Annotated in this window: 17 protein-coding genes and 2 tRNA genes; 9 read left to right on the top strand and 10 right to left on the bottom strand. The window is 64.5% G+C overall.

Annotated features, from left to right (window positions below; all coding sequences use genetic code 11):
* Positions 1-43 precede the first annotated feature (43 nt).
* The 3 genes from uvrA to GTP69_RS12505 are packed head-to-tail and all read left to right on the top strand — an operon-like array spanning position 44 to position 4,690.
* Positions 44-2,890, top strand: a complete 2,847-nt coding sequence (gene uvrA, locus GTP69_RS12515) for an excinuclease ABC subunit UvrA (RefSeq protein ID WP_161055209.1) — start codon at positions 44-46, stop codon at positions 2,888-2,890.
* Position 2,891: 1 nt separating this feature from the next.
* Positions 2,892-3,794, top strand: a complete 903-nt coding sequence (locus GTP69_RS12510; RefSeq protein WP_161055208.1) for an AraC family transcriptional regulator — start codon at positions 2,892-2,894, stop codon at positions 3,792-3,794.
* Positions 3,791-4,690, top strand: a complete 900-nt coding sequence (locus GTP69_RS12505; RefSeq protein WP_161055207.1) for a hypothetical protein — start codon at positions 3,791-3,793, stop codon at positions 4,688-4,690. The genes GTP69_RS12510 and GTP69_RS12505 overlap by 4 nt, the downstream gene beginning before the upstream one ends.
* On the opposite strand, the gene GTP69_RS12500 is transcribed toward GTP69_RS12505, so the two are convergent.
* Complete coding sequence (locus GTP69_RS12500; RefSeq protein ID WP_161055206.1) at positions 4,656-6,440, bottom strand: DUF885 domain-containing protein; 1,785 nt, start codon at positions 6,438-6,440, stop codon at positions 4,656-4,658. The two genes, GTP69_RS12505 and GTP69_RS12500, sit on opposite strands and share 35 nt — an antisense overlap.
* Positions 6,441-6,631: 191 nt before the next feature.
* Between GTP69_RS12500 and GTP69_RS12495 the strand changes: the two genes are divergently transcribed.
* The gene (locus GTP69_RS12495) at positions 6,632-8,065 is read left to right on the top strand and encodes an aldehyde dehydrogenase family protein (RefSeq protein ID WP_161055205.1); all 1,434 of its coding nucleotides are present in this window, start codon (positions 6,632-6,634) and stop codon (positions 8,063-8,065) included.
* On the opposite strand, the gene GTP69_RS12490 is transcribed toward GTP69_RS12495, so the two are convergent.
* From GTP69_RS12490 to GTP69_RS12480, 3 genes are all read right to left on the bottom strand, one after another.
* Positions 8,062-8,703 (bottom strand): HAD hydrolase-like protein, encoded by a 642-nt coding sequence (locus GTP69_RS12490; RefSeq protein WP_161055204.1) that lies wholly within the window; start codon positions 8,701-8,703, stop codon positions 8,062-8,064. The genes GTP69_RS12495 and GTP69_RS12490 overlap by 4 nt on opposite strands.
* Positions 8,704-8,912: 209 nt before the next feature.
* Positions 8,913-9,530 carry a TetR/AcrR family transcriptional regulator gene (locus GTP69_RS12485; protein ID WP_110845837.1) on the bottom strand — a complete coding sequence of 206 codons (618 nt, stop codon included), beginning with the start codon at positions 9,528-9,530 and terminating at the stop codon, positions 8,913-8,915.
* A gap of 89 nt (positions 9,531-9,619) precedes the next feature.
* Positions 9,620-11,485: a phosphoenolpyruvate carboxykinase (GTP) gene (locus GTP69_RS12480; RefSeq protein WP_161055203.1), complete on the bottom strand. Its 1,866-nt coding sequence runs from the start codon at positions 11,483-11,485 to the stop codon at positions 9,620-9,622.
* Between the two features lie 281 nt (positions 11,486-11,766).
* Here GTP69_RS12480 and GTP69_RS12475 point away from each other — a divergent pair, with 281 nt between their 5' ends.
* Positions 11,767-12,771, top strand: coding sequence for a D-2-hydroxyacid dehydrogenase family protein (locus GTP69_RS12475; protein WP_161055202.1), 1,005 nt, complete (start codon positions 11,767-11,769; stop codon positions 12,769-12,771).
* Here the strand turns inward: GTP69_RS12475 and GTP69_RS12470 are convergent.
* Positions 12,728-13,495 (bottom strand): L-asparaginase, encoded by a 768-nt coding sequence (locus GTP69_RS12470; protein ID WP_110846649.1) that lies wholly within the window; start codon positions 13,493-13,495, stop codon positions 12,728-12,730. The genes GTP69_RS12475 and GTP69_RS12470 overlap by 44 nt on opposite strands.
* A 106-nt stretch (positions 13,496-13,601) precedes the next feature.
* Here GTP69_RS12470 and GTP69_RS12465 point away from each other — a divergent pair, with 106 nt between their 5' ends.
* Complete coding sequence (locus GTP69_RS12465; protein ID WP_161055201.1) at positions 13,602-14,087, top strand: asparaginase domain-containing protein; 486 nt, start codon at positions 13,602-13,604, stop codon at positions 14,085-14,087.
* 11 nt (positions 14,088-14,098) lie between these two features.
* Here GTP69_RS12465 and GTP69_RS12460 read toward each other — a convergent pair whose 3' ends face one another.
* From GTP69_RS12460 to GTP69_RS31345, 5 genes are all read right to left on the bottom strand, one after another.
* A complete protein-coding gene (locus GTP69_RS12460; protein ID WP_161055200.1) occupies positions 14,099-16,528 on the bottom strand; it encodes a hypothetical protein in 2,430 nt (809 codons plus the stop codon).
* A gap of 187 nt (positions 16,529-16,715) precedes the next feature.
* Positions 16,716-23,441, bottom strand: coding sequence for a beta strand repeat-containing protein (locus tag GTP69_RS12455; RefSeq protein ID WP_161055199.1), 6,726 nt, complete (start codon positions 23,439-23,441; stop codon positions 16,716-16,718).
* 155 nt (positions 23,442-23,596) lie between these two features.
* Positions 23,597-24,493 (bottom strand): recombination-associated protein RdgC, encoded by an 897-nt coding sequence (locus tag GTP69_RS12450; RefSeq protein WP_161055198.1) that lies wholly within the window; start codon positions 24,491-24,493, stop codon positions 23,597-23,599.
* Positions 24,494-24,562: 69 nt separating this feature from the next.
* Positions 24,563-25,711 (bottom strand): DNA polymerase IV, encoded by a 1,149-nt coding sequence (gene dinB / locus GTP69_RS12445; protein WP_161055197.1) that lies wholly within the window; start codon positions 25,709-25,711, stop codon positions 24,563-24,565.
* A 114-nt stretch (positions 25,712-25,825) separates the two neighbouring features.
* A complete protein-coding gene (locus GTP69_RS31345; RefSeq protein WP_229260918.1) occupies positions 25,826-26,251 on the bottom strand; it encodes a hypothetical protein in 426 nt (141 codons plus the stop codon).
* A 10-nt stretch (positions 26,252-26,261) separates the two neighbouring features.
* On the opposite strand from GTP69_RS31345, the gene GTP69_RS31340 reads away from it, so the two are divergent.
* From GTP69_RS31340 to GTP69_RS12430, 3 genes are all read left to right on the top strand, one after another.
* A complete protein-coding gene (locus GTP69_RS31340) occupies positions 26,262-26,630 on the top strand; it encodes a transporter substrate-binding domain-containing protein (RefSeq protein ID WP_229260917.1) in 369 nt (122 codons plus the stop codon).
* A gap of 115 nt (positions 26,631-26,745) precedes the next feature.
* Positions 26,746-26,821 (top strand) — tRNA-Val (locus GTP69_RS12435).
* A gap of 23 nt (positions 26,822-26,844) precedes the next feature.
* A tRNA-Asp gene (locus tag GTP69_RS12430) sits at positions 26,845-26,921 on the top strand.
* Positions 26,922-26,935 lie beyond the last annotated feature (14 nt).

The following is a 26,935-nucleotide window of genomic DNA, read 5'->3' as shown; positions in this document are numbered from 1 at the left end:
ACCCGGCTATAGTGACGGGTTGACTCTAAAGGCCAAAAATCCCATGGAACAGATCCGCATCCGCGGCGCACGCACGCACAACCTGAAAAACATCAATCTTGACCTGCCACGCAACAAGCTGATTGTGATTACCGGCTTGTCCGGTTCCGGCAAATCCTCGCTGGCGTTCGATACGCTGTACGCCGAGGGCCAGCGCCGCTATGTGGAATCGCTGTCGGCCTACGCCCGCCAGTTCCTGCAACTGATGGAAAAGCCGGATGTGGACCTGATCGAAGGCCTGTCGCCGGCCATTTCGATCGAGCAGAAAGCCACTTCGCACAACCCGCGTTCGACGGTTGGCACCGTGACCGAGATCCACGATTATCTGCGTCTGCTGTACGCGCGCGTCGGTACGCCTTATTGCATCAACCACCCGGACCAGGCGCTGGCCGCGCAAACCGTCTCGCAGATGGTCGACGCGGTGCTGGCCCTGCCGGCCGACACCAAGCTGATGATCCTGGCGCCGGTGGTGGCCAACCGCAAGGGCGAGCACTCCGACCTGTTCGAGTCGATGCAGGCGCAGGGCTTCGTGCGCTTCCGCGTACAGAGCGGCACCCATGACGCAAAAATCTACGAAGTAGACGACCTGCCGAAGCTGAAAAAAACCGAGAAACACACCATCGACGTGGTGATCGACCGCGTCAAGGTCAGCCCGGATATCAAGCAGCGCCTGGCCGAGAGCTTCGAGACCGCGCTGCGCCTGGCCGACGGCCGCGCCGTCGCATTCGAAATGGACAGCGGCGCCACCCACGTCTACTCCAACAAGTTCGCCTGCAATATCTGCGGCTACTCGTTGCAGGAGCTGGAGCCGCGCCTGTTCTCGTTCAATAACCCGATGGGCGCCTGCCCGGAGTGCGACGGCCTCGGTCACATCGAGTTCTTCGATCCGAAGCGCATCGTCGCCTTCCCTAACCTGTCGCTGGCTTCCGGCGCGGTCAAAGGGTGGGACCGTCGCAACCAGTTCTACTTCTCGATGCTGTCCAACCTGGCGGCGTTCTACGAATTCGACCTGGACCTGCCGTTTGAAAAACTGTCGAAGGCAGCGCAGGACGCGGTGCTGAACGGCTCCGGCAAAACCTCGATCCCGTTCACCTATATCAATGAGCGTGGCCGCACCGTGGTCAAGGAACATACCTTCGAAGGTGTGGTCAACAACCTGGCGCGCCGCTATCGCGAAACCGATTCGATGGCGGTGAAAGAAGAACTGTCGAAGTTCATCAACGAGAAAAAATGTCCTTCGTGCGAAGGCGCGCGCCTGCGCATCGAAGCGCGCTTCGTCAAGGTCGGCACCGGCAAGCAGGAAAAGGCCATCTACGAGATCGCCGAGAAGCCGCTGCGCGAAACGCTGTCGTTCTTCGAGCAGCTGAAACTGAAAGGCGCGAAGAAGGACATCGCCGACCGCGTGGTAAAAGAGATCATCTCGCGCCTGCAATTCCTGAACAACGTCGGCCTGGATTACCTGTCGCTGGACCGCAGCGCCGACACCCTGTCCGGCGGCGAAGCGCAGCGTATCCGCCTGGCGTCGCAGATCGGCTCCGGCCTGACCGGCGTGATGTACGTGCTGGATGAACCGTCGATCGGCCTGCACCAGCGCGACAATGACCGTTTGATCGACACCTTGCGCCATCTGCGCGACATCGGCAACAGCGTGCTGGTGGTGGAGCACGACGAAGACGCGATCCGCACCGCCGACTACATCGTCGACATGGGGCCGGGTGCCGGCGTACACGGTGGCGAAGTGATCGCCGCCGGTTCGCTGAAGGACATCATGAAGAACAAGAAGTCGCTCACCGCCCAGTACCTGAGCGGCACGCGCAAGATCGAGGTGCCGGCCAAGCGCCACATCGCCGATCCAGACAAGCAGCTGGTGATCACCGGCGCCACCGGCAATAACCTGAAGAAGGTCAACCTCAAGCTGCCGGTGGGCCTGATGACCTGCGTGACCGGCGTTTCCGGCTCCGGCAAATCGACGCTGATCAACGACACGCTGTTCCCGGCGCTGTCGCGCCACCTGTATGGTTCGCAAACCGAACCAGCGCCGCACGACACCATCAGCGGCCTGGAACACTTCGACAAGGTGATCTCGGTCGATCAGGCGCCGATCGGGCGCACACCGCGCTCGAATCCGGCCACCTACACCGGTTTGTTCACGCCGATCCGCGACCTGTTCGCCACCGTGCCGACCGCGAAGGAACGCGGCTACAGCGCCGGCCGATTCTCGTTCAACGTCAAGGGCGGCCGCTGCGAAGCGTGCCAGGGCGATGGCGTGATCAAGGTCGAGATGCACTTTCTGCCGGACGTCTACGTGCCGTGCGATGTTTGCCACGGCAAGCGCTATAACCGCGAAACGCTGGAAGTCCACTACAAGGGCAAGAACATCACCGAGATCCTCGACATGACGGTCGAAGACGCGCACGAGTTCTTCAAGCCGGTGCCGGTCATCGCCCGCAAGCTGCATACGCTGCTGGACGTGGGCCTGGGCTACATCAAGCTGGGTCAGAGCGCGACCACGCTGTCGGGTGGCGAAGCGCAGCGCGTCAAGCTGTCGCTGGAACTGTCCAAGCGCGACACCGGCCGCACGCTGTACATCCTGGACGAGCCGACCACCGGCCTGCACTTCCACGATATCGACCTGCTGCTGAAAGTGATCCATCGCCTGCGCGACCAGGGCAACACGCTGGTCATCATCGAGCACAATCTCGATGTGATCAAGACCGCCGACTGGATCGTCGATCTGGGACCGGAAGGCGGCGCCGGCGGCGGCAAGATCATCGCCAGCGGCACGCCGGAAGAAGTGGCGGCCAATCCGGCCAGCGTCACCGGCAAATACCTGGTACCGCTGCTGAAATAAAATGAAACGGGATCTCGCCCCCACCCGCCTCGATCACATGATCGACATCGTCCAGTTGCATACGCTGGACGAGCAGCGGGTGGCGACGGCGATCCCGTTTCTGTCGCTGCTGCGTTCTTCCCATCCCACGCCTGTTACCAAGGGCGTGCTCAAACCATCGTGCTGCGTGATCCTGCAAGGGCACAAGCGCGTGCACCTGTCCGACGAAGTGCTCGATTACGGTCCCGGCGAATACCTGGTGGTGTCGGTCGACATGCCGGCCTCCGGCCACATCGTCCGCGCCACCGCCGACAAGCCCTACCTGCTGCTCAACATCGAGCTCGATCCGCAGGAGATTGCAGCCATCGTGCTGGAAGCGAAAATCACCATCGATTCCGAACAGCCGGTGCGCGGCGCCTTCATCGGCCAGACCGATGACGTCTTGCAGGAGTCCTTGTACCAGCTGGTGCGCTTGCTGCAAGCGCCGCCGGCGGAAGCGGCCTTCCTGGCGGTGGGACTGAAGCGCGAAATCATCTACCGCATGCTGAACGGCCCTTACGGCCGCCAGTTGTACCAGAACGTGGTGCTGGACCAGCAGGACCGCGGCATCAGCAAAGCCATCGCCTGGCTCAAGGACCACTACGATCAGCCGATCAAGGTGGAAGAGCTGGCGCAGGCCACCAATATGAGCGTCTCCAGCCTGCACCACCGCTTCAAGGCGGTGACCAATATCGGGCCGATGCAATACCAGAAGCAGCTACGCCTGCAACGGGCGCGCAGCCTGCTGCTGAACGGCGAGGTTGACGCCACCACCGCCGCGTACAAGGTCGGCTACGAGAGCGCCTCGCAATTCAGCCGCGAATACCGCCGCCTGTTCGGCGCACCGCCTATGCAGGACATCAAGAAACTACGGACCGCACCATGAAGATCAATAAGAAGCGCCTGCTGCCGCTGGGCATAGGCTTGTTCGTGTTTGCCATGGTGGGACTGTTGGCCGACAAGGCGTGGTCGGAGAAGCAGCAGCAGCTGGACCTGATCACCGATTTCTATCGCGACCATCTGGCGCGGCCGGACAAGCGCCAACCGAGCCAGGTGCCGCCGGGCTTCTTCACGCCGGAACTGGAAGCGCTGGTGGACGCCAACAACCAGCTTTGCTATAGCCTGTCGCGCAGTGACGATATTTGCGGCTATGGCGCCGACAGCGATGTATTCCTCGATGCGCAGGAAGCCTCGCCCAGCCTGGACTTCGAGCGCTCCAGCTTCCGCATCAGCCGCGTCGGCGACAACGTGGTGGAGGCCACCTTCAATGTCTATCCCGACATGGGTACCGCCTACGACCGCCAGATCCGCTATGTACTGGTGCAGGAAGACGAAGGCTGGCGCGTGGACGACATGCTGTTCTCGCAAAACCGTTCGATGCGGGTTGAACTTCTGCAGGAGAACGACGCCATCCTGGCCCGCGCGCGCGACCTTGGCGACACCGCCAGCTGGGTGTTCAACTATCTGCGCAACGAGGACATGCTGGACCGCGCGGCGCGCTTCATCGCCTTCCCGGTGCAGGTGTGCGACCAGTACGGCGTCTGCGCCGCCATGAAGCGCGACGACCCGCGCCTGATGCAGGCGCTGGACTACCTCTCAGACAACAAAAGCGACACCGACGTGCTGCCGCGTCCCGGCGAAGTGCAGGCAACCGACGGCAAAGTCATCCCCATCGGCGCGCTGGACTTCACCTTCCAGAACCGCGCCTGGTGGGTAACCAAGATCGACCTGCGGCGGCTTCAGGGCATCAAGCCTGCTTCTGGCTTGCCACCCACTGTTTGATGTGCGCCTCCAGTACATCCATCGGCAAGGCACCGGCGCCCAGCACCTGGTCGTGGAAGGCGCGAATGTCGAAGCGGTCGCCCAGTTCCTTGCGGGCGTAGTCGCGCAGTTCAAGAATCTTTAGCTGGCCGATCTTGTAGCCCAGCGCCTGGCCCGGCCAGACGATGTAGCGGTCGGTCTCGCTCTGCACTTCCACTTCCTCGATGCCCGAGTGGGCGTGGAAGAAGTCCACTACCTGCTGGCGGGTCCACTGCTTCGAGTGCAGGCCGGTATCCACTACCAGGCGGATCGCGCGCAGCATCTCGTCCTGCAAATGGCCGTAGTAGCTGTATGGGTCTTTGTAGAATCCTAGCTCCTCGCCCAGACGTTCCGAATACAGCGCCCAGCCTTCCGCATAGGCGGTGTAGTTGCCTTGCTGGCGGAAGTCCGGCAGGCCCTGGATCTCCTGCGCCACGGTCAGCTGCATGTGGTGACCGGGTACGCCTTCATGCAACGCGGTGGTTTCGATATCGATGGTGGAGCGGTGCGCGAAGTCGCCGGTGTTGACCATCACGCGGCCCGGCCGCTTGCCGTCCGGGGAACCGGACATATAGGCCGCAGCGGAAGCGCCCTTCTCGCGGAACTCCTCCACCGGCTTGATCTCCACTTTCCCCTTCGGCAGCACGCCAAACAGGTTAGGCAGCTGGAGGTACATCTGGTCCGTATATTTCTGATACAGGTCGATGATCTCCTGGCGCGATTTCGGATGCAGTGCCGGATTGGCGGCTACCGCTTTGTTGAAGGTCTTCAGATCCTTGTAGCCCAGCTTCTGCGCGGTCGCCAGCATCTGGCCTTCGATGCGGGCCACTTCCGACAGGCCCAGTTGGTGGATCTGCTCCGGCGTCATTTCGGTGGTGGTGGAGGCTTGGGCCTTGAAGGCATAGCGCGCCGCGCCGTCCGGCAGCGACCACATGCCGACGTCCTTGCGGCCGTATGGCAGGTATTTGGTCTTGGTGTAGACCGCCAGTTTTTTATACGCCGGCGCCACGTCGTTCTTCACCGCCGCCAGTACTTCCTTGCTCAGGCGTGCCTTGTCGGCGGCAGAGAACTCTTTGGGGAATTTCTTGATCGGCTCCGCGTACGGCGAATCGGCCGGCTTCATGGCCGCCACGTCTTCGCACTGCTTGACGATTTTCGGGATCAGGAACTGCGGCGGCATCAGGTGATCGCGCACGCCGTTCTCCATCTGCACGCGGGTCTGCTCGAACAGCTTGGGCAGCGCGTGCAGGCGCTGGATGTAGTCCTCGTAGTCCTTCACCGTTTCGAAATTCAGCGCCGAGATAATCATCGGCGTATCGATATGCACGCCGGAGTTCTGCGCCAGCGGCATCTCCCAGTCCTTGAAGCGCGCGCCGTCCACATTCTGCTGCAACTGGCGCACCATCAGTTCGCGATTGAGCTGTTCCTGCAATGGGAAGCCAGTGGTATCCACCGCCTGGAAGCGCTTGAGGAAGGCGGCGCTGGCCTGGATGTCGGCGTCAATGCCGGCCTGCGAGAAGTCCGACCATTTATCGTTGTAGCGCTTATCGCCCAGCAGCGAGGCCCATTCGGGACTGGTGCGCATGGTGTACTGCCATTGCTCGGTGAGCAGATTATTCAGCGCCGCACGGCGCGCTTCCAGGTCGGGCGCGGTGGTGTCGGCATGGGCCACGCCCAAAAACAGGGCAAACAACAAGGCGCTGGCGGCGCCGATGCGGGTGGTGGTGATCATGTGGGCCTATCGTAAAGAGGTGGTGAGCTTGCACTGTAGCGCCAGCGCCGGCAAGCTGCGGCCCAATTGTGACGAAACGCTAAAACCCCGGCGTGGAATGCAGAATCAGGCAACCATGCGGCAGGAATCCCACTGATGCGGCGGCGCGCGAATTCCTAGAATGGCTCCATCAACTTACCCAAGGAGCTGTCATGCACACCATCGATCACATCTACATCAACGGCCAGTTCGTCACGCCGCACGGCACCGAAATGTTCGACCTTATCAATCCCACCACCGGCCTGCTGGACGGCCAGGTGCGGCTGGGCGACGTGGAAGACACGCGCCGCGCCATCGCCGCCGCCAAGGCAGCCTTCCCGGCCTTCTCGCGCACCACCAAGGCGGAACGCGGCGCCATGCTGCAACGCCTGCACGATGCGGTGCTGGCGCGCGCCGACGATGCGGCCGATGCGCTGATCGAAGAATACGGTGGTCCACGCAACGGCAGCGTAGGCCGTTCGCGCTACACCGCGAATATGTTTTTGGATGTGAAGAAGGTCATGGACGATCATGAATACGTGAAGACCGTGAACAAGTCCAAGGTGGTGCTGGTGCCGGTGGGCGTGGTCGGCATCATCACGCCGTGGAATTCGAGTGCCTGGTTTGTCGCCAACAAGGTGGCCACGGCGATTGCGGCCGGCTGCACGGTGGTGGTCAAGCCGAGCGAATTGAGCGCGCGCCAGAACCAGATCCTGACCGAAGCCTTCCACGCGGCGGAACTGCCGCCGGGCGTGGTTAATATCGTCAACGGCCGAGGCGACGTGGTCGGCGCGGAGCTAAGCGTGCACCCGGATATCAACAAGATTTCGTTCACCGGTTCGACGCCGGTCGGCAAGCAGATCGCCCGCCTCGGCGTCGACACCATGAAGCGCGTGACGCTGGAACTGGGCGGCAAGAGCGCCAACGTGATCCTGGACGACGCCGATTTCGCCAAGGCGATTCCGAATGCGATCGCGGCCTGCTACATGAACAACGGCCAAGCCTGCATCGCCGGCACGCGCCTGCTGGTGCCGGCGCATCGTCTGGAAGAAGTGAAGGCGCTGGCCAAGGCGGCGGCGGAAGCGGTGGTGGTCGGCGATCCACATGACGCCAGCGTGTCGCTGGGCCCGATCGTCACGCAGAAGCAGTTCGATCGCGTGCAGCATTACATCGGCGTGGGCATCGCGGAAGGCGCGGAACTGGTCACCGGCGGACTCGGTAAGCCGGTCGGTCTGGAGGCGGGCTACTTCGTCAAGCCGACCGTGTTTGCCGGCGTGACGCCGTCGATGACCATCGCCAGGGAAGAAATCTTCGGCCCGGTGCTGTCGATCATGACTTACCAGACCGAAGAGGAAGCGATCGCCATCGCCAACGACACGCCCTATGGCCTGCAAGCCTACGTCAGCTCGACCGACCTGGCGCGCGCCAACCGCGTCGCGGACCAGATCGTGGCCGGCCGGGTGCATATCAACGGCATCCATGACGACCTGATCGCGCCGTTCGGCGGCTTCAAGCAATCGGGCATCGGCCGCGAGTTCGGGCCGTACGGGCTGGAAGCGTATCTGGAACCGAAAGCCATCCTCGGCGAGACGGCGCAGTACCGCTAACGCGCCTTGGACGCGGCGGGCGCTTCGATCAGGTCGGCGACCTGACGGAACACCTGCTGCGGCTGCTCGGCAATCAGCACGTCGACGTTGTTGAAGCCCCAGGCCACGGCGCCGAAGGCGATGCCGGCTTCGGCCGATACCCTGGCGTCGCGGATCTCATCGCCGATCAGCATCACATGCTCGCGCGCGATGCCCGTGGCGGCGAGCACCTTGCGTATCTTCGGCAGCTTGCCGAACAGCGAAGCGCCGCATTCGAACTGGCTGAACAGTGCCGAAGTCTCCGGCCCCAGGATCGTCAGCACATTGCTGCGCGAGTTGGAGCTGACGATGGTCAGTTGCACGCCTTGCGCCTTCAGCGCGCGCAGCGCCTCATCCATGCCGTCGAACAGGCGGATGCCGTCGGTGTTGCGGCCCATGCTGGCGCGCATGAAGTTGGCAATGGCGGGCAGCTTCCACAGTGGCACCTGATGGAGCGTCATCAGCTGCCGCGCGTCGAGGTCGCGCAACGCTTGCCTGCGGCTGGGATCGAAGCGCTTGAAACCGTACTTGTCGGCGGCTTCGTCAAACACCTGCAAGAACACCGGCAGGGTATCGGCCAAGGTGCCGTCGAAATCAAAGATGATGAGTTTGCGGTTCAAGTGGTTCCCGGCACAATGTGAGGTGCACCATTATGCCGGTGTATTCAAAACAGGATGAAGTCTTCGTTGCGGTTGGGCAGCGAACGCAAGGTGCGGCCCAGTCGCGGCCACAGCAGGCAAAGCAGGACGAGCAGCAACAGCAGGATGGTTTTCATGGTCGACTCCGTTTTCGCACACATGTGCGAAATTTGGTGAATAAAAAGGCAGGCTCAGGCCATATCGTTAAAACTCTTGTAGGTCGAGATCAGGCGGCTGAAGGCGCGTTGCATGCGGCGCAGCGTCTGGTCGTCGTGCAGAAAGCGGGTGTCGTGAATCAGGCCGACCACCAGGCTGTAGATCTCGTACACCAGCTGGCCGGGATCGGTATCCGGCCGCAACTGGCCCAGCTCCATCGCCTGCAGAATGGTCTTGCGCAGCGAGGCGCGCCAGGCCATCACGCCTTGTTGCAGGCGGTCGCGCAGTGGGCCTTGCTGGTCGTCGAACTCGAAGGCGCCGGCGCTGTACAGGCAGGAATTGCGCAAGCCCTCATCGGCGACGCGGCTGGCCCAGGCGTTGACCTGGGCCGTCAGGCGCGGCAAGCCACGCGGCTGTTGCAGCGACGGCAGGAAAATCTCCGCGCCAAAGCGGCGGTCGTACTCATCCAGCACGGCCTCCTGCAAGGATTCCAATGAACCGACGCGCGAAAACACGCCGCTCTTGCTAATGCCGGTGCGCTTGGCCAGCTCGCCCAGCGACAGCTTGCCGATGCCGTCGGTGGCGGCCATATCCAGCGCCGCCTCCAGAATGGCGGCGTAGGTGGCTTCGCTTTTTGCGGTCAGGGTATCCATGGACTGCACTTTAGCACAGGTGTGCGAAAATGCAAGCAAAAAAAACAGCGCATATTGCTATGCGCCGTTTTTGTCTCCTCCACCGTGGCTTAGCGGGCCAGGCGCTTCTCCAGCTCGGCTTTCACGGCCGTCAGTTCTGCCGGCAGGCGGTAGGCCAGTTTGGTGAACAGTTCTTCATGCAGCTTCAGCTCTTCGCGCCAGGCGTCCTTGTCGATCGAGGTGATCGTCTCGAATTCTTCCGGCGAGAACGGCATGCCGTCCCAGTGGATGTCGCCGAAGCGCGGGGTGGTGCCGAAGATGTTCTCGACGCCGCCGGCTTCGCCTTCGATGCGTTCCAGCATCCACTTCAGCACGCGCATATTGTCGCCGAATCCAGGCCAGACGAAGTGGCCCTGCTCGTCGGTGCGGAACCAGTTGACGCAGAAGATCTTCGGCAGCGTGGCGCCTTCGATTTTCTCCACTTTCTTGCCCAGGTCCAGCCAGTGCTGGAAGTAGTCGCTCATGTTGTAGCCGATGAACGGCAGCATGGCGAACGGATCGCGACGCACTACGCCCATCTGGCCGGCAGCGGCAGCGGTGGTTTCCGAGCCCATGGTGGCGGCCATGTAGACGCCTTCCACCCAGTTGCGCGCTTCGGTGACTAGCGGCACGGTGGTCGAACGGCGGCCGCCGAAGATGAAGGCCGAGATCGGCACGCCGGCTGGATCATCCCAGGCTGCGTCGATGACCGGATTCTGCGTGGCCGGCACGGTGAAGCGGGCGTTCGGGTGCGCAGCCTTGCCGGTCGATTCCGGCGTCCAGTCCTTGCCTTGCCAGTCGATCAGGTGGCTTGGGGCCGGCTTGCTCAGGCCTTCCCACCAGACGTCGCCATCATCGGTCAGCGCGACGTTGGTGAAGATGGTGTTCTCGCGCAGCGAGGCCATGCAGTTGTAGTTGGTTTTTTCGTTGGTGCCAGGGGCCACGCCGAAGTAGCCGGCTTCCGGGTTGATGGCGTACAGCTTGCCGTCGGCACCCGGCTTGATCCAGGCGATGTCGTCGCCAATGGTGGTGATCTTCCAGCCGTTGAAGGTGCCTGGCGGAATCAGCATGGCGAAGTTGGTCTTGCCGCACGCCGACGGGAAGGCTGCCGCCACGTAGTGCTTCTTGCCTTCCGGCGATTCCACGCCGAGGATCAGCATGTGTTCGGCCAGCCAGCCAGCGCCGCCATTCTGGGCGTCCTGGAAGCCCATGTTGGAGGCGATGCGCAGCGCGAAGCATTTCTTGCCCAGCAGCGCGTTGCCGCCGTAGCCGGAACCGAAGGACCAGATTTCGCGGGTCTCTGGGTAATGCACGATGTATTTGGTCGAATTGCATGGCCATGCCACGTCCTGCTGGCCGGCTTTCAGCGGCGCGCCGACAGTGTGCACGCACGGCACGAATTCGCCGTCGGTGCCCAGCACGTCATACACGGCCTTGCCCATGCGGGTCATGGTGCGCATATTGACTGCCACGTATGGCGAGTCCGACAGTTCCACGCCGATGTGGGCGATTGGCGAACCCAGCGGGCCCATCGAGAACGGCACCACATACATGGTGCGGCCGGTCATGCAGCCGTCGAACAGCGGATGCAGGGTGGCGCGCATTTCAGCCGGGTCCATCCAGTTGTTGGTCGGGCCGGCTTGTTCCTTGGTGGTCGAGCAGATGAAGGTGCGGTCTTCCACGCGGGCGACGTCGGTCGGGTCCGAGCAGGCCAGGTAGGAATTCGGACGCTTTTCCTGGTTCAGCTTTTTCATGGTACCGGCGGCAACCATCTCCGCGCACAGGCGGTCGTACTCTTCTTGCGAGCCATCGCACCAGTAGATGCGGTCCGGCTTGGTCAGGGCGGCGATTTCGGCCACCCAATTGATGAGCTTTTGCTGTTTGATGTAAGCTGGTGCGTTCAATGGTGCAACGCCTCCCATCACGGGCTGATTCATGATACCTCCAATGCTAATAAAGAATTCGGTGGCGGCAGATCGTCGTCAGCTTATGGCTAGCGCTCAGAGGTCCATTCGAAATGGGTCGGCGGTCATACGGCGGTCGTGGCGCGGGTCGGATCTCGTGGTCCGGCCTTGTATTTTCGGCCGATTGTACACCCCTCAACAAAGGTTCCATACGAAAATGTAGGAGAATTAGTTGAGTAAAGTAGTAGGCTATTTGGCTTATCTCTGGGGCTGTTATTTCCCTACGAAATTTCTTAAAAGATCGTTCATCTTCCATGAAAATCGCAATTCTCGATGATTACCAAAATGCAACTCCAAGTTTGAAATGCTTTGAGTTGTTGGCAGGCTACGAAGTAAAAGTGTTCAACAGCACGACTCGTGGCCTCGGCCAGCTGGCGATCCGGCTGGCGCCCTACGACGCACTGGTGCTGATCCGCGAACGCACCGCCTTTAACCGCGCCCTGCTGACCAAATTGCCGAACCTGAAGTTGATTTCGCAGACCGGCAAGCTGGCCGGCCACGTCGATGTGGCGGCCGCCACCGAGCTGGGGATTGCGATTGCAGAGGGCATCGGTTCGCCGACCGCGCCGTCGGAACTGACGTGGGCGCTGATCATGGCGGCGGCGCGCAAGATCGTGCCATATGCGAACAACCTGAAAGACGGCCTGTGGCAGACCGCCTCGATCAACCCCGAGCTGAACGGCCTGGGCTTCGTGCTCAAGGGCCGCACGCTGGGCATCTGGGGCTACGGCAAGATCGGCCAGACGGTGGCCGGCTACGGCCGTGCCTTCGGCATGAACGTGATGGTGTGGGGCAGCCAGGCCAGCCGCGACAAGGCGGTGGCGGACGGCTACACGGCGGCCGCATCGCGCGAGGCTTTCTTCGAGCAAGCCAATGTGCTGAGCCTGCATCTGCGCTTGAATGACGCCACCCGCGGCATCGTCAACGCCGAGGATCTGGCGCGCATGCGGCCGGATGCGCTGTTCGTCAACACCAGCCGCGCCGAGCTGGTGCAGCCGGATGCGCTGGAACAGGCGCTGCTGAAGGGACGGCCGGGCAATGCGGCGCTGGACGTGTTCCACTCGGAGCCGCTGGCGGCCGATTCAGCGCTGCTGCGCATCCCCACCGTGCTGGCGACGCCGCACCTGGGCTACGTCGAGCAGGACAGCTATGAGCTGTACTTCCAGCATGCGTTCCAGAACGTGGTGGCGTTTGCCAATGGCACGCCGGCCAACATCAATAATCCAGACTACGCTCGTCAGGCACGCCAGTCAGATTGATGCGCGGGGCCGGCATCACATGCACCTTGCTCCACAGGCCGGCCCAGCCGGGCGGCCAGGTGATGTCCGGACCGGCATAAGGCGGCAGCGTGGCGCGCACCGGAATCACCGGTACCGGCGGCATGTCGGTCAGCGGGCCGCCATCAGGCCGCTGCATGTCCAGGCTGTACATATAGCCGGGCAGCAGCGCATCGCACACGCTGGCGAACCAGGCGGTGTGATCTTCATCGCGGCCCAGCGCCTGCGCCAACCCTTGCGGATCGAATTTCGCCAGCGCGTGGATCAGCTCATCGGTGCTGGCGCCCGGCGTATCGCCCCAGCCCATCACCGGATTGCTGTTGTAGTCCGCGCCCGAGCCATACCAGCCTTCGCGCCACGGCCGTTGCATCCAGTCGCGCTGGCCGGTAAACAAATGCCAGCGCCAGTGCAGCCCGGACGGCTTGGGCCAGGAATACAGGTATAGCTTCTGATAGCCGGCCTGATGCAGCGCGCGCACCATCGCCATCAGCCGCGCGTGCGGCATGCGGTCGGGCGGCGCGCGGCGGAACAGGATCGCTTCGCCATCGGCAAACTGCACCTCGTCGGTGGACAGATTGAGGTCGAGCGTGCGCGACTCGCTACCGAAGCGGGCGGAAATCCAGCCGGTCAGCAAATTGACCGTCGTGATTACTCCGTAGCCACGGTGGCGGTGGAAAATAACAGTGCCGGGAGCGAGCGCTTTCATGATCAGCTAAACGAACAAAGAAACCAGTGTAGACATAGTCTACCCAAGTTTCCAGTGCGAGGTTTGGGTTATGATGCACATCCATTCTTTAGCATACGTTTTTATCATGACCCTGCGCATCCTGGCCACCGGCGGCACCTTCGACAAACACTACAATGAACTGAACGGCACCCTGGGCTTCGCCGACAGCCACGTGCCGGACCTGCTGAAACGTTGCCGCCTGACCATCGATGTGGCGCTGGAACAGCTGCCGCTGATGGATTCGCTGGACATGGTGGATGCCGACCGCGAGCGCATCCTGGCGTCGTGCCGCGCAGCCGGCGAAAAAGCCATCGTCATCATCCACGGCACCGACACCATGCCGCAGACGGCGCAAGTGCTGGGCCCGGCCAACCTGGGCAAGACCATCGTGCTGACCGGCGCCATGATTCCTTACGAGATCGCCAATTCCGACGCCCTGTTCAACCTCGGCTTCGCCTCCGGCGTGGCGCAGACCCTGCCGGCCGGCGTGTACGTCGCCATGAACGGCAAGATCTTCGCCTGGGACAATGTGCAGAAGAATAAGGCGGCTGGCGTGTTCCAGCCGCTGTAACGCCTTCCTTATTATTTACGCGTTGGCGTCAGCAGATGCTGCGGCGTCTCCGGCGCGTAAATATTCAACTGCAAGTGGCTGGCCGCGTGCCGATGTAGCGCATCCGGTGCGGCCGGCGCCGCCTCGGCCTGGTACGAGGCCATGGCCTGCGCCAGATCACGCACCCGCATGCTCATCACCGTGGCCGTGGCTTGCTGGGCTTCCTTGGCCGCCGTCAACACGGCCAGTTGCGCCGTGCTCAGGCCGGCCGTCTGCGCCGTCGTGAAGACCGTCGCCTGCCTGGCCGAGAAAGCGCCCAGCTGCGCGGTCGACAGCACTTTCAACTGCGCGCTGCTGAGCGCGTGCAAATCCGCCGTTTCCATCACCGCCAGATCTTCCGTCTCCAGCGCCGACAGCGTGGTCTTGCTAAGCGCGACGACTTGCGCCGTGGTCAGCGCCACCATCTGCTCGGTGGTCAGCGCCACCGCCTGCGCCGTACTCAGGCTGGCAATCACCTGCGTCGACAAGCCGCCGAATTGCGCCGAAGTGAGCGCCGCCATGTCGTGCGCGGACAGCGTCTGGTATTGGCGCGATGTCAGGCCGGCCAGTTGCTGCGCGTTCAGCGTGGCAAACTGCGCATCGCTCAGCGCATTCAGCGTGCTGCTGGACAAGGCCGCTACCTGACGCGAACCCAATGCGGCGATCTGGTCGGTGCTGAGCGCAGCCAGCGCAGTGGCCGACAACGACCCGATCACGCTGGCGTTCAGCGCCGCCACATCGTCCGTCGCCAGGCTGGCGATCATATCGCTGTACAGCGCGCGGAATTGCATGCTGCTCAGCGTGGCAACCTGGGTGGTGGTCAGCGCGCGCAGCTGGTCGCTGGACAGCGCCTGCATCTGATCGATGCGCAGGCCGGTGATGGCAGCCGGTTTCAGAGCGGCGATTTCCTCTTCACGCATCTGCTGCAGCACGTCGGTGGTCAGCGCGGCCAGATGCTGGCTGCCCAGGCCGGCGGCTTGGGCGGTGGTCAGGCCGAGGATCTGGTCACTCTGCAAGACCGCGAACTGTTTCGCGCTGAGACCGGAAATCGCCAGGCCGCTGAGCGCGGCAAAGTCTTCCGGCTCCAGCGCCGCAATCACCTGTGTCGACAAGGCGCCCAGCTGGGTGCCGGTCAGGCGCGCCACTTGATCGGTGGTGAGCGCCACCGCCTGCGCGGTGGTCATGCCGGACAACGCGGCGGTGCGCAGCTGCACAATCTGGTTGGTGGCGAGGTAGCTGATGTCATGCGCGGCGCCACCGAGCGCGGCAAACTGCGCCGAGTTCAGCGAAGCGATGAAGGACAGCGGCAGCGCACCCAGGTTTTCCAGCTGGATGGCGGCCAGATTCTCGGTCGACAGCCCGCCCAGCTGGGCCGCCTTGAGGCTGGCCACCTGCGCCGTGTTCAACGCCAGGAACTGGTCGGTGCGCAGCGCGTTCAGGCTGGCCGAGGTGAGGGCGCCGACCTGGCGCGTGGTCAGCGCGCCGATGCGGTCGGCGTCCAGCAACGCCAGCAAGCGCGTGCTGATGCCGCCGATGGCCGCCAGGCCCAGCGCCGACAGATCGTCCAGTCCCAGCGCGGCGAAAGTCTCGTCGGACAGCGCATTCAACTGGCGGCTGCCGATGCCGGCCAGCGCACTGGTGCTCAGCGCTTGCAGGCGATGGACATCCAGCGCCTGGAACTGCGCAGTGCCGAGCGCGCCGATCTGCCGGCTGGTGATGGCGTACAGCTGCGCATCGCTCAGCGCCAGCACCTGGTTCACATTCAGCACGCCCAGCTGGCGCGTGGTCAGTACCGCGATGTCCTGGGTTTCCATCGCCGCCAGTTCGGTGGCGCTGAGGCGCGCAATGAACATCGTGTTCAGCGCCGCCACCTGGCGGGTGGTCAGCGCGGCGATCTGATCGGAGCGGAACACATCCTGGCCATCCTCGTGCGGACGCGACAGATAAGGCAGCTGGACCAGCGTCAGCGCGGCGATCTGCGCGGTGGTGAGCGCGCGCAATTGATCGGCGGTGAGCGCAGCCAGCTGGGCCTGCCGCAGCGTGGTCAGATGATCGGTGCGCAGCGCGGCCAGCGCTTGCGGGTCCAGCCCGCCGATGCCCTTGGGGTTGAGCACCAGCACCTCCGCCGCCGCCAGCGACGCCACCTGGCTGGTGGTCAGCGACGACATGAAGCGGGTCGATTGCGAGGCGACGGTCAGCGCCGCCAAGCCGAAGGCGGCGACATCGGCCTCCTCCAGCGCAGCGATGCTGGCCTCGGGCAGGGCGGACAGTTGCGCGGCGGTGAGGGCGCGCGCCTGGGACGTGGTCATCGCGACCAGGTAATCGGTGGACAGCGAGGCGAGATCGGCCGTGGTCAAACTGGCGATCAAGCGCGTGCCGCCGGCCGCAAACTGCGCGGTCGTCAAGTTAGCGTTAAAGCTCATGGATTTTCCTTTTTATCGAGCGCTGAAGTGGAAGACCGGCGGACGAACCCAGCCCGCCGCACACGCGGCTAGCCGGGGGAAAAGGAAATTCAGAAATCCGGGGTCAGGTCCGGCACTTGGACACGAGCACAACCGTAGCAGCCGCTACAGTTGTGCTCGTGTCCAAGTGCCGGACCTGACCCCGGAGTTAGCGCGCTGCCAGCAGCCCTTGCGTGGCGCCGGCTTGCAGGGCTTTGAGGCGCTGCGTGTCGGCATCCGTGTGGGCGGCGTTGGTGACGCGCAGGCCGGCGGCGCTGTAGTGCTGCAACGCTTCCGCCAGGCGCGCGCTGTGCGTCGCCAGCTGGCCACTCGCCGGCGCCGCAGCGCTGCCGCCTGCCGCATCCGCATAGCTCGACATCGCTTGCGCCATGCCACCGACATTGCCACTCAGGCCTTGCACAAACCAGACGTCGGCCGCCGCGTGCGACTGGCCGTCGTCGGTGGTGTAGGTCGACGTCATGCCGACCAGGTTGCCATTGTCGAGCGCGCTGCTACGCTGCACGTCCAGCTTGAGGCTGGTGATGTGCAAGGCGGCCAGGGTCTTCAGCTCATCCGGCTGGCTGACGCCGTCCGCATTCGCGTCCACCCACACGCGCAGGTCGCCAAACTGCGCGTCCTGCGCATCGATGACGCCGTCACCATTGCTGTCGATCGACGCCAGTGCCTGGTAGCCGTTGCCGGCGGTGCTGCCGTCGGCCAGCCTGGTGGCCGAGCCGAACAGTTCGCTGCCGTCGTTGATGATGCCGTCATGGTTGCGGTCCAGCGCCAGCAAGCCGTCGCCCTGGCCAACCCAGCCGGTGGCGCGCTTGACGCCGCTGGCGGCCAGGTCGAACTGCACGCCGGCGTCCAGGCCCAGCGTGCGCACGCCATTACCGTCCAGGTCCAGCACCAGCGGCGTGACGAAGGTCATCGCCGCTTTCTGTTCGGCCGTGAACACCGCCTGCTGGGCCGTCGACAGGTTGTTGTATTGCGTCGCCGTCATCACATGGGTTTGCGTGGTGGTCAGCTGCAACAACTGGGCATTGCTCAAGGACGTCATCTGATACGGCGTCAGCGCGCGGATCTGGCGCGTGCCGAGGCTGGCGATATCGCCCACGTCGATGGCGCGCAGGTTGTCCGCGCTGAGGTCGGCAATCAGGGCGGTGCTCATCGCCGCCAGCTGGGCGCCGGTAAAGGCCGCCATTTGCGCCGCCGTGAATTGCTCGGCGCTATCGTGCGGAATCAAGGCCGCCAATTGCTGGACGGTCAGCGACGATACCTGGCGCACCGTCAACGCCTGCAACTGGGCATCGCTCAGCGCACTGATGACGCCGGTGCTGAGCGCGGCGATATCGACCGCTTCCACCGCCGCCAGCGAGGCCGGCAGCAGGCGCGCCACCGCCGCCGAATTCAGCGCGGCAAACTGCGCCGACGTCATCGCCTGCAATTGCGCGGTGTTCAGCGCCGCCAGCAGGTTGCCGTCGCGCGCCGCCGCATTCAGCAGTTGCGGGCTGATCAGGGCGATGTCGTTCGGGTCCAGGTAGCGCACTTGCGACGCCGCCAAGGTGGCCAGCTGCGTGCTGGTCAGCGCCGCCACCTGCCCCCCGGTGAGCGCAGCGATCTGGTTGCTCTTCAGCGCCAGCAGTTGCTCGGTTTTCAGGCTGCCCACCACGGCCGGCTTCAACATGGCAATCACGCCGGCGTCCAGCGCGCCGACCACCGTCAGCGGCAGCACGCCCATTTGCGCCGCGCTCAGGGCGGCGATCTGGTTGAGCGTCAGCGCCGCCGCCTGGGCAGTGCTGATGGTGGCAAAGGTGCGCGTGCTCAGCGCAGCGATCTGCGCCGTGCTCAGCGCGACGAGGCCGCCGCCCTGGCTGCCCAGCGCGCCCAGCTGTTCCGGCGTCAAGGTGGCGATGGCGGCAATGCTGAGGGCCGCCAGCGCATCGTTACCGAAGGCGGCGATGTCGTCGACCGTCAGGCTGCTGACTTGCGCCGCCGTCAATGCATGCACCTGGGTCGTGCTGAGCAAACTGAGCTGCGCCGTGGTCAGGCCGTCCAGCTGGTAAGTGCTGAGCGCCGCCAACTGCGCGGTGCTCAGGCCACCCAGCTGCAAACGGCTCAGGCCGTGCAGGAAGGCCGGCGCCACCGATTTGATCTGCGTCAGGCTGAGCGCACCGATCTGTTCGCTGGTAAAGGCTTGCACCTGGGACGAGCGCAGCGCTTGCAGCGCGGCGGTGGCGATCGCGGCGACCTGCGCCGTGCGCAGCAGGCCGAAGTTGACCGCCTGGCCGAGGCTGTTGGTGCCGAGGGCGCCGATCTGGCTGGTGTTCAGGGCCGCCACCGCCTGCGTGCTGAGGGCGCCGACATCGCTGTCCAGCGCCACCACATCGGCCGTCGAGAGTCCGGCCACCTGGCGCACGGCCAGGGCCGCCACTTGCTCTGCGGTCAGCGCGGTCATCTGCGCCGGCAACAAGGCGCTGACCTGGCCCGACGTCAGGCTGGCGATCTGGCGCGTAGTGAGGCTGAGGAGTTTCTGGGTGCTGAGTTGCGCCAGGCCGGCCGCGTCCAGGGCGCTGACGGCGGCAGTGCTCAATACCGACAACTGCGCGCCCGACAGGCTGATCACGCTGGCGGCCGACAAGGCGCCTGCCTGTGCGCTGTTGAGCACAGCAACCTGGGCGGTCGACATCATCACCAGCTGGGCCGTGCCGATGGCCGTCATCTGGGCCGATGTCAGGCCGGCGATCGCGCTGGTACGCAGCGCCGCCAGCTCTTCCGCCTTCAGTCTGGCGATGGCCGCCAGCGACAGTCCGACCAGCTGGGCGCTGGTGATCGCCCCGGCCTGCTCGACCGTGATGGCGGCCGCCTGTGCGCCCGTCAGGCCGCGCAGCGCCGCACTGCCCAGCGCCGCAAACTGGCCGGTGCTGAGCACTGCGAACTGGTCACCGCTGAGGCCGGCCAGCTGACTGGACGACAAGCCCTTGAGGGTGCTGGTGCGCAGTGCGGCGATATCGGTGAGGTCGAACACGCCAAGATCGGCGGTCGACAGGGCCGCCAGCTGCGCGCTGCTCAAGGCCATGACCTGGTCGGAGCTCAGCGCCGCCGCCTGCGCGGAGCGCAAGCCGGCCAGCGCAGCCGGCCGCAAGGCGGCAATCTGGGCCGTGGTCAGCGTGCCGATCGCAGTATGGCCGCTGCCGAGCGGATCATTCCCCAGTACGCTCAACTGCGCCGAACTCAGGCCGGCAATCGCCGCCGTCCTCAGCGCCGCCAGCAACTCGGGATTGAGGGCGCCGATGTCGCTCAGCGACAGGCTGGCCAGTTGCGCCGAGCTCAGCGCCGCCAATTGCGCCGACTGCAGGCTGAATATCTGGCGGCTGCTCAGCGCGTTCAACTGGCTACTGTTCAACGTCGCGATCTGGCGGGTGGCCAGCGCGGCGACTTGCTCGGGACTGAGCGCGGCCAGCGCGCGCGTGGTCAGGCTGGCAATCACGCCGGTGTTCAGCACGGGAATGTCGCTCAGTTGCAAGCCCAGCAGCCCTGCCGAGCTGAGCGCGGAAAACTGGGCGGCGTTCAGGACCGCGATTTGCTGGCTGGTCAGGGCCGCCACCTGGTCGCTACCGAGCGCGGCCACCTGTGCCGTGCTCAACCCGCTCAGGGCGGCGGTGCGCAGCGCCGCCACATCGGCCGTCTCCAGCGCCGCGATGTCATTGCTGCTCAAGGCGCGCAGTTGGGCGCTGCTCAATACGCTGGCCTGCAAGGTGCTCAGGGCAACGATCTGGTCGATGCTGAGCCAGCCGATGGCGCGGGTGCCCAGCGCCGCGATCTGCGTGGTGCTGAGGGCGCCGAACAGGTTACCGTGCGGATCTGCACCCAGCGCCGCCAGTTGCGTGCTGCTCAGCGCCTGCAGCATCGTCGTGCTCAACCCGCGCAGGCCGTTGCTGCTCAGCGCGGCAATATCGGCCGTCGACAGGCCCGGCAGGTTGCGGCTGGTCAGGCCGGCCACTTGGCTGCTGCTGAGGAAGGCCACTTGTGCCGCACTCAGCGCCGCCAATTGGGCGCTGCTGAAGACGGCGAATTGCTGCGAACCCAGCGACGCCAGCTGCGCTGCATTCAGGCGCGCAATCAGGTCGGCCGACAGCGCGGCCAGCACCGCCGGGCCCAGTGCAGCCAGGCTGTCGCTGGAGAAGCCGGCGATGGCGTCGGTCGGCAGCACGGCGCGCTGCTGGGTGCCGAGCGCGGCAAACTGGGCCGGCGTCATCGCGCTCAGCTGGTCGCTGGTCAGCGCCCCCACTTGCGCCGTGGTCAGCGCGGCGATGGCGTTGGTGCGCAGCGCAGCGAAGTCAGCGGCTTCAAACGCGTGGATGATCGCGGTCGACAGCGCCTGGACCTGCGCGCTGTTCAGCGCGGCGGCCTGGCGCGTGCCCAGCGCCATCACTTCCGCGGCAGTCAGGCCCGCCAGCGTGCTGGTGCGCAGAGCGGCGATCTGGGCCGTGCTGAGCGCCGCCACATCCAGTCCCAGCGCTGCCAGTTGTTGCGAACTCAGGCTGGCGATGACCGCCGTGCTGAGCGCCGCCACGCCGGCACTGCTGAGCGCGGCGACGGTGTCGACACTGAGGCCGCCGATCTGGCGGCTGGTCAGGGCGGCCACCTGGGCCGAACGCAGGCTGGCCAGCTGGTCATCGCTGAGCGCGTTCAACTGTTCGATGCTGAGCACGGCGATCTGGCGCGTGGCCAGGCCGCTCAACTGTTCGGTCTGCAGGGACGCCAGGCGCGCGCCGTCGATGGCGGCAATGGTGGCCGTGGCCAGCGCGCCGAGGTCGGCGCTTTGCAGGCCGGCCAGGCTCGGGGCACTCAGCGCGGCCAACTGGCGCGCGCTCAGCACGCTGGCTTGCGCGGTGGTCAGGGCGCTGACCTGATCGCTGCTGAGCAGCGCCAGCGCCGCCGTACCGAGGCTGGCAATGACGCTGGTGCGCAGCGCGGCAAAGTCGGCCGTCTCCAGCGCCGCCAGCAGGGCGTTCGGCAGCGCCGCCACCTGGCTGCTGGTCAGCGCGGCGGCTTGCGCGGTGGTCAGCGCGAGCAACTGATTGTGGGTCAGGCCGGCCAGTGCACTGCTGCGCAGCGCGGCGATCTGGGCGGTGCTCAGCGCGGCAATGGCGGTGCCCCCGTCCAGCAAGCCGATGGCGGCCAGCTGCTGGGAATTCAGCGCCGCCATCACGCTGGTGGTCAGCGCCCGCAAGGCGCGGGTGCCGAGGGTGTTCAGGTCGTCTTCGCTCAGCGCGCTGACCTGTGTGCTGTTGAGACCGACGATCTGGGCGGTGCTCAGCGAGGCCAGCACCGCCGCATCGAGGGCCGCCACTTGCGCCGTGCTCAGCGCGGCAATCTGGCGCGAACCGAGGCCAGCCAGCTGCGTCACGCTGAGCGCCGCCAGCAGCGACGGGCTCAGTTGCGCGATCACGCTGGTCGACAGCGCCGACAAGGCGCCGCTGGACAGGCCGGCCAGGGTCTGGTTGCTGATGGCCGCCAGCTGGCGGCTGCTCATGGCCGAGAACTGCGCCGTGGTGAAGGCGGCGAATTGGGCGCTGCTCAACACCGCCATTTGCTGGGTCGACAGCGCGGTGATTGCATTGGTGCGCAGCGCGCCGAGGTCGGCGGCCGACAGGGCGTGGATGGCGGCGAGCGACAGCATGCTGACCTGCGCGCTGCTCAGGGCGGCCACTTGCCGGCTGCTCAGCGCAGCGGCCTGGGCGGCATTCAGCGCCACCAGCGTGGCGGTGCCCAACGCGGCAATCTGCGCCGTGGTGAGGCTGGCGATGGCGCTGAAATCGGCGCCGCCCAGCACGCTGAACTGCGCCGACGTCAGCGCGCCCATCGCCACCGCATTCAGGTAAGGCAGGTCACCGCTATCGAGCGCGGCAATATCGGCGCTGGACAAGCCGGCTACCTGGCGCGACCCCAGCGCCGCCAGTTGCGCGCTGCGCAGCCGGCTGACTTGCTGCGGCGTCAGGCCAGCAACCTGGGCGCTGCTAAGCGCCACGATCTGGCGGGTGGTCAGGGCGCCCAGCTGTTCGCTGCTCAGTTGCGCCAGCACGGCCGTGCCCAGCTGGGCGACGGCGCCAGTGCTCAGTGCCGCCAGGTCGGCGCCGGACAGGCCGGCCAGCGCGGCGTTGCTGAGCGCGGCGACCTGGCTGGTGTTCAGTGCGGCAAACTGCGCCGTGCTCAAGCCGGCCAGCTGGCCGGCCGACAGCAGCGCCATCTGGCTGGCCGACAGGCCGGCGATGGTGGCGGTTTTCATCGCCCCCAGGTCGGCCGCTTGCAGCGCGGCCAGGTTGGCGCTCGACAAGGCGGCCAGCTGGGTCGCATTCCAGGCCGTGGCCTGGCGCGTGGTCAGGGCCACCGTCTGGCCGCTGGTCAAGGCGGCCACCTGGGTGCTGCCCAGGGTCGCCATGGCTTGGGTGCTCAGTTGCGCGAAACCGGCATCGCTGATGGCGCGCACGTCGTCGGCAGAAAATGTGGTCAGCTGTGCGGCGCTCAGCGCGCCGAACTGGGCCGCCTGCATCAGCGCGATGTCGGCGGTTTGCAGCGTGGCGAAGTTGGCGGTGCTCAGTGCGGCGATGTCGGCGGTTTCAAAAGAGGCGATCGCGCCGTGGGCCAGGCTGGTGAAGGCGCGCGTCCCCAGCGCCGACACCTGGGCCACGCTCAGCGCGGCGATCTGGTCCGGATTGAGCGCCGCCATCAGCGCGGTGGTGGCGGCGCCGGCGGCATTCAGCACGGCCGGGCGCAGCGCCGGCACTTGCGCCGGCGTCAGGGCGGCGATGTCCGCCGTGGTCCATGCCGCCAGCTGTTGCGAGGTCAGATTGGCGATCTGCAGTGTGGTCAATCCGACAGGGCCGCTCATAGGAAGTTCCTCTTTTGATAAGACTTTTCACTATAGCAGAATTTGTCTTACTTTCCTCATGGCAATGCACATTTTTTTGCATTTACCAACGAAAAAATGCCGCGAAATCAACGACTTCGCGGCATTTTTAACTGAAAGGCAAGGGATGTGGGCGATTATGCCTTGGCTTCGCCGCCCAGCGCTTCCACCACGTCGGCCATCAGCTTGGCCAGTTCGCCGGTCATCAGCATGAAGTCGCCGTCGAAGCGTTCGTCGTCATTGCGCACGCCGGCGTCTTTTTCGTCCAGCACATCCAGCGGCTTGACGCCCTTGATCGCCAGCGATTCGGTCAGCACGAAGGAAATCTTGCTGTCCCAGGTCATGGCCAGGCGGGTGCACTGCTTGCCGGCGGCGATGTGGCGGCGCACTTCTTCCGGGTCCAGCGAGTGCTTGACGTAACGCACCGCCGCCTTGCTCTCGCCTGTGGCGCGCAGTTCGGTGTCCATGTCGACCGTGAAACCGGCCGGCGCTTCGTCGGTTTGCAGCCATTCCGTCATCACGCCCACTAGCGAGCGCTGCACGCGCAGGCTTTCCAGCGGCATGCGGTCGACCGCCTTCAGCAGCAGCTTGATGACTTCATCGGCCTTGGCCGGGCTGGCGGCGTCCACCACCAGCCAGCCGTTGACCGGGTCGATCCAGGTCCAGACGTTGCCGCGGATCGAGAAGGCGCGCGGCAGCAGTTCGTCGGCCACGCGTTCCTTCAGTTCCTTCATGGCTTTCTTGCCCGGCGCAAAACCCTGGGCTTCTTCCATTTCGGCGGCGCGCGCCTTGGCGACCTGGTTGATGACGCTGGACGGCAGCAGTTTTTTCTCGGTGCCGAGCACGATCAGCATCTGCTTGTTGACCACGTGGACCAGGCCGCCGTTAGGACGCGGCTTGTCCCAGCCCTGGCGCAGCAGCTCGTTGCTGCTGGCCGGCGTGAACGCGTTCGACGACAGCGCTTCTTCCAGTTGTTCGGGAGTGTAGGCCCAAGGGGCCGGCAGACGGTAAATCTGTAGATTCTTGAACCACATAAAGTTGACTGGCCTTGTTTCGGAAATTGCAAAAGGAGCGCCATTTTACACGCTGGCGCACACCCGGTCTCAGGCGAATAGATCGCCCTGCACCGGCTGTTGCGCGCTGGCCATGGCGCCGGGAGGTTCGAGCGTGCTGGCACGCACGCCCAGCAGGCGCAGCTTGCGCTGCAGCGGCACCCGCTTCAGACATTCGCGCGCCGCCTGCAGGATCGCGGCCGGTTCGGCCACCGCCTGCGGCAGCGTCACATTGCGGCTGACGATCTGGAAATCGTCATAGCGCAGCTTGATGCTGATGGTGCGGCTGACGTAATCCTTGCGCTTCAGATCGTCCGCCAGCCGCTCGCACAACGTGGTCAGGATGCCGGACAACGTCGCCCGGTCCTGGCGCGCATGCAGGTCGCGCTCGAAGGTGGTTTCGCGCGACATCGACTTGCTCTCGCGGCTGGTGGAAATTTCGCGATCGTCGATGCCCTGCGCCACCCGCGCCAGCCACGCCGCGTAATGCGCGCCAAAATAATCCTGCAACAAGCCCTGATCAGCCTGCGCCAGCTGACCCACCGTCTCGATGCCCAGCGAGGCCAGCTTTTCGGTGGCCTTGGGGCCGATGCCGTTGACCTTGCGCACGCCCAGCGGCCAGATGCGGGTGGGAATATCGTCAAAGCCCAGCACCGTCAGGCCGTTCGGCTTGTCCAGATCCGAACAGATTTTCGCCAGCAGCTTGTTGGGCGTGATGCCGATCGAACAGGTCAGACCGGTGGCGTCCTGCACCGCCTGCTTGATGCGCGCGCCGATGTCCTGCGTCTCGCCGTCCACATGGGTCAGGTCGACGAAGATTTCATCGATGCCGCGGTCTTCGATATCCGGCGCGATGCTGGCCACCGCCTGCTTGAACAGGCGCGAGTAATGGCGGTAGGAATCAAAATTGGCCGGCAGCAGGATGGCGTCCGGCGCCAGCTTGGCCGCCTTCATCATGCCCATCGCCGAACCGACGCCGAACGCCCGCGCCTCGTAGGTGGCGGTGGTGATCACGCCGCGGCCGACATAATCGCGCAGGCGCTTGAAGACAAACGAGCCATCTGCGCGCTGCTCGGGATCGTAGCCACGGCCGCCGATCACCACCGGCTGGCCGCGCAGCTGCGGATAGCGCAACAACTCCACCGACGCAAAGAAAGCGTCCATGTCGATATGGGCAATGCGGCGCGCGGTGTCGGCCATAATACACAAATAATACTGTAAATACGTACAGTATCCACCGAAAATCGTCGGCATGCAAGTTGCCGATGCTACACTCGTTGCATGACCAGATGCCTGTTCACTTTGTTGCTAGCTTTATGGCTGCCATTGACTGCCGCGCAGGCCGTGCCGCTGGACCCGGCCTGCACCCCGGCGCGGGTGGGCGTCAGCGATCTCGGTTACTCCTCCTACCTCGACGGCACAGTGATTCGCGGCAGCAATATTGACGTGCTGGCCGAAATCCAGCTGCGTAGCGGCTGCCAGCTGAATGTGCGCTGGTATCCGCGCAGCCGCCAGCAAGCGCTGTTCTTCAGCAACGAACTGGAAATGACCGGCGCCTCGCTGCGCACGGCCGAGCGCGACCGCTACGGCATCTGGCTGCCCTATACCTGGACCCGTTTTGAACTGGTGCTGCTGGGAGCGGACGCCGGCAAGTTCCACAGCCTGGCCGACTTCGTCGATCACAGCAACGCGCGCCTGAATATCACGCGCGGCATCTTCTACGCGGCCGAGGCGCAGCAACAGCTGGCGCTTGCAACAGCAAGGCCGGCTGGAATACGTCAGCGATTTCGGCGTGGTGTTCCGCAAGATCAAGGCCGGCCGCGCCGAAGGCACGCTGGCGCCCGCCACCATCCACCTGCTGAACCAGCGCCTGTTCGGCCTGACCGCCAAAATGAGCGCGACGTGGGTCAGCGAATCGCCACGCATGATGGTCGGCCTGTATGTGTCAAAGAAAGTGCCGCCGCACATACTGCAACGCTATGCCGACGCGCTGCGCTCGATTGTGCTCGACGGCACCATGCAGAAATTCTACGAACGCTACCTCGGCGCCGACATGGGCCACCGGCTGTTCGACAACGGCACCCGCGACCTGCTGAATGCCTTGCCGCCGCCACGCTAAAACAATTTTCTAAATAATTTACAAAACCCCTTGCAGAACCGAATCGGCCTCCTATAGAATACGGCCTCGTTCAGCAGTTGTCGCAGTTAAATGAAACAACGCTGATAAGTTTTCTGGGTGCTTAGCTCAGTTGGTAGAGCGGCGCCCTTACAAGGCGTAGGTCGGGAGTTCGAGCCTCTCAGCACCCACCAGCTAAACTTATAAAAAACGAATTGGAGCGGTAGTTCAGTTGGTTAGAATACCGGCCTGTCACGCCGGGGGTCGCGGGTTCGAGTCCCGTCCGCTCCGCCAATATTCAGAAGAAG

This window comes from Duganella levis, from assembly GCF_009857605.1.
Taxonomy (GTDB): Bacteria; Pseudomonadota; Gammaproteobacteria; order Burkholderiales; family Burkholderiaceae_D; genus Rugamonas; species Rugamonas levis.
The sequence above is the reverse complement of the archived record's forward strand: the minus strand, read 5'-3'. Positions and strand labels throughout refer to the sequence as shown.

Excerpts from the sequence above, each read along its gene's own strand:
- GTP69_RS12505 (WP_161055207.1), top strand. The coding sequence starts at position 3,791 with ATGAAGATCAATAAGAAGCGCCTGCTGCCGCTGGGCATAGGCTTGTTC.
- GTP69_RS12475 (WP_161055202.1), top strand. The coding sequence starts at position 11,767 with ATGAAAATCGCAATTCTCGATGATTACCAAAATGCAACTCCAAGTTTG.
- GTP69_RS12450 (WP_161055198.1), bottom strand. The coding sequence starts at position 24,493 with ATGTGGTTCAAGAATCTACAGATTTACCGTCTGCCGGCCCCTTGGGCC.
- GTP69_RS12470 (WP_110846649.1), bottom strand. The coding sequence starts at position 13,495 with ATGAAAGCGCTCGCTCCCGGCACTGTTATTTTCCACCGCCACCGTGGC.
- GTP69_RS12510 (WP_161055208.1), top strand. The coding sequence starts at position 2,892 with ATGAAACGGGATCTCGCCCCCACCCGCCTCGATCACATGATCGACATC.
- dinB (WP_161055197.1), bottom strand. The coding sequence starts at position 25,711 with ATGGCCGACACCGCGCGCCGCATTGCCCATATCGACATGGACGCTTTC.
- GTP69_RS12465 (WP_161055201.1), top strand. The coding sequence starts at position 13,602 with ATGACCCTGCGCATCCTGGCCACCGGCGGCACCTTCGACAAACACTAC.
- GTP69_RS12500 (WP_161055206.1), bottom strand. The coding sequence starts at position 6,440 with ATGATCACCACCACCCGCATCGGCGCCGCCAGCGCCTTGTTGTTTGCC.
- GTP69_RS12495 (WP_161055205.1), top strand. The coding sequence starts at position 6,632 with ATGCACACCATCGATCACATCTACATCAACGGCCAGTTCGTCACGCCG.
- GTP69_RS12460 (WP_161055200.1), bottom strand. The coding sequence starts at position 16,528 with ATGAGCTTTAACGCTAACTTGACGACCGCGCAGTTTGCGGCCGGCGGC.
- GTP69_RS12480 (WP_161055203.1), bottom strand. The coding sequence starts at position 11,485 with ATGAATCAGCCCGTGATGGGAGGCGTTGCACCATTGAACGCACCAGCT.
- GTP69_RS12485 (WP_110845837.1), bottom strand. The coding sequence starts at position 9,530 with ATGGATACCCTGACCGCAAAAAGCGAAGCCACCTACGCCGCCATTCTG.
- GTP69_RS12455 (WP_161055199.1), bottom strand. The coding sequence starts at position 23,441 with ATGAGCGGCCCTGTCGGATTGACCACACTGCAGATCGCCAATCTGACC.
- uvrA (WP_161055209.1), top strand. The coding sequence starts at position 44 with ATGGAACAGATCCGCATCCGCGGCGCACGCACGCACAACCTGAAAAAC.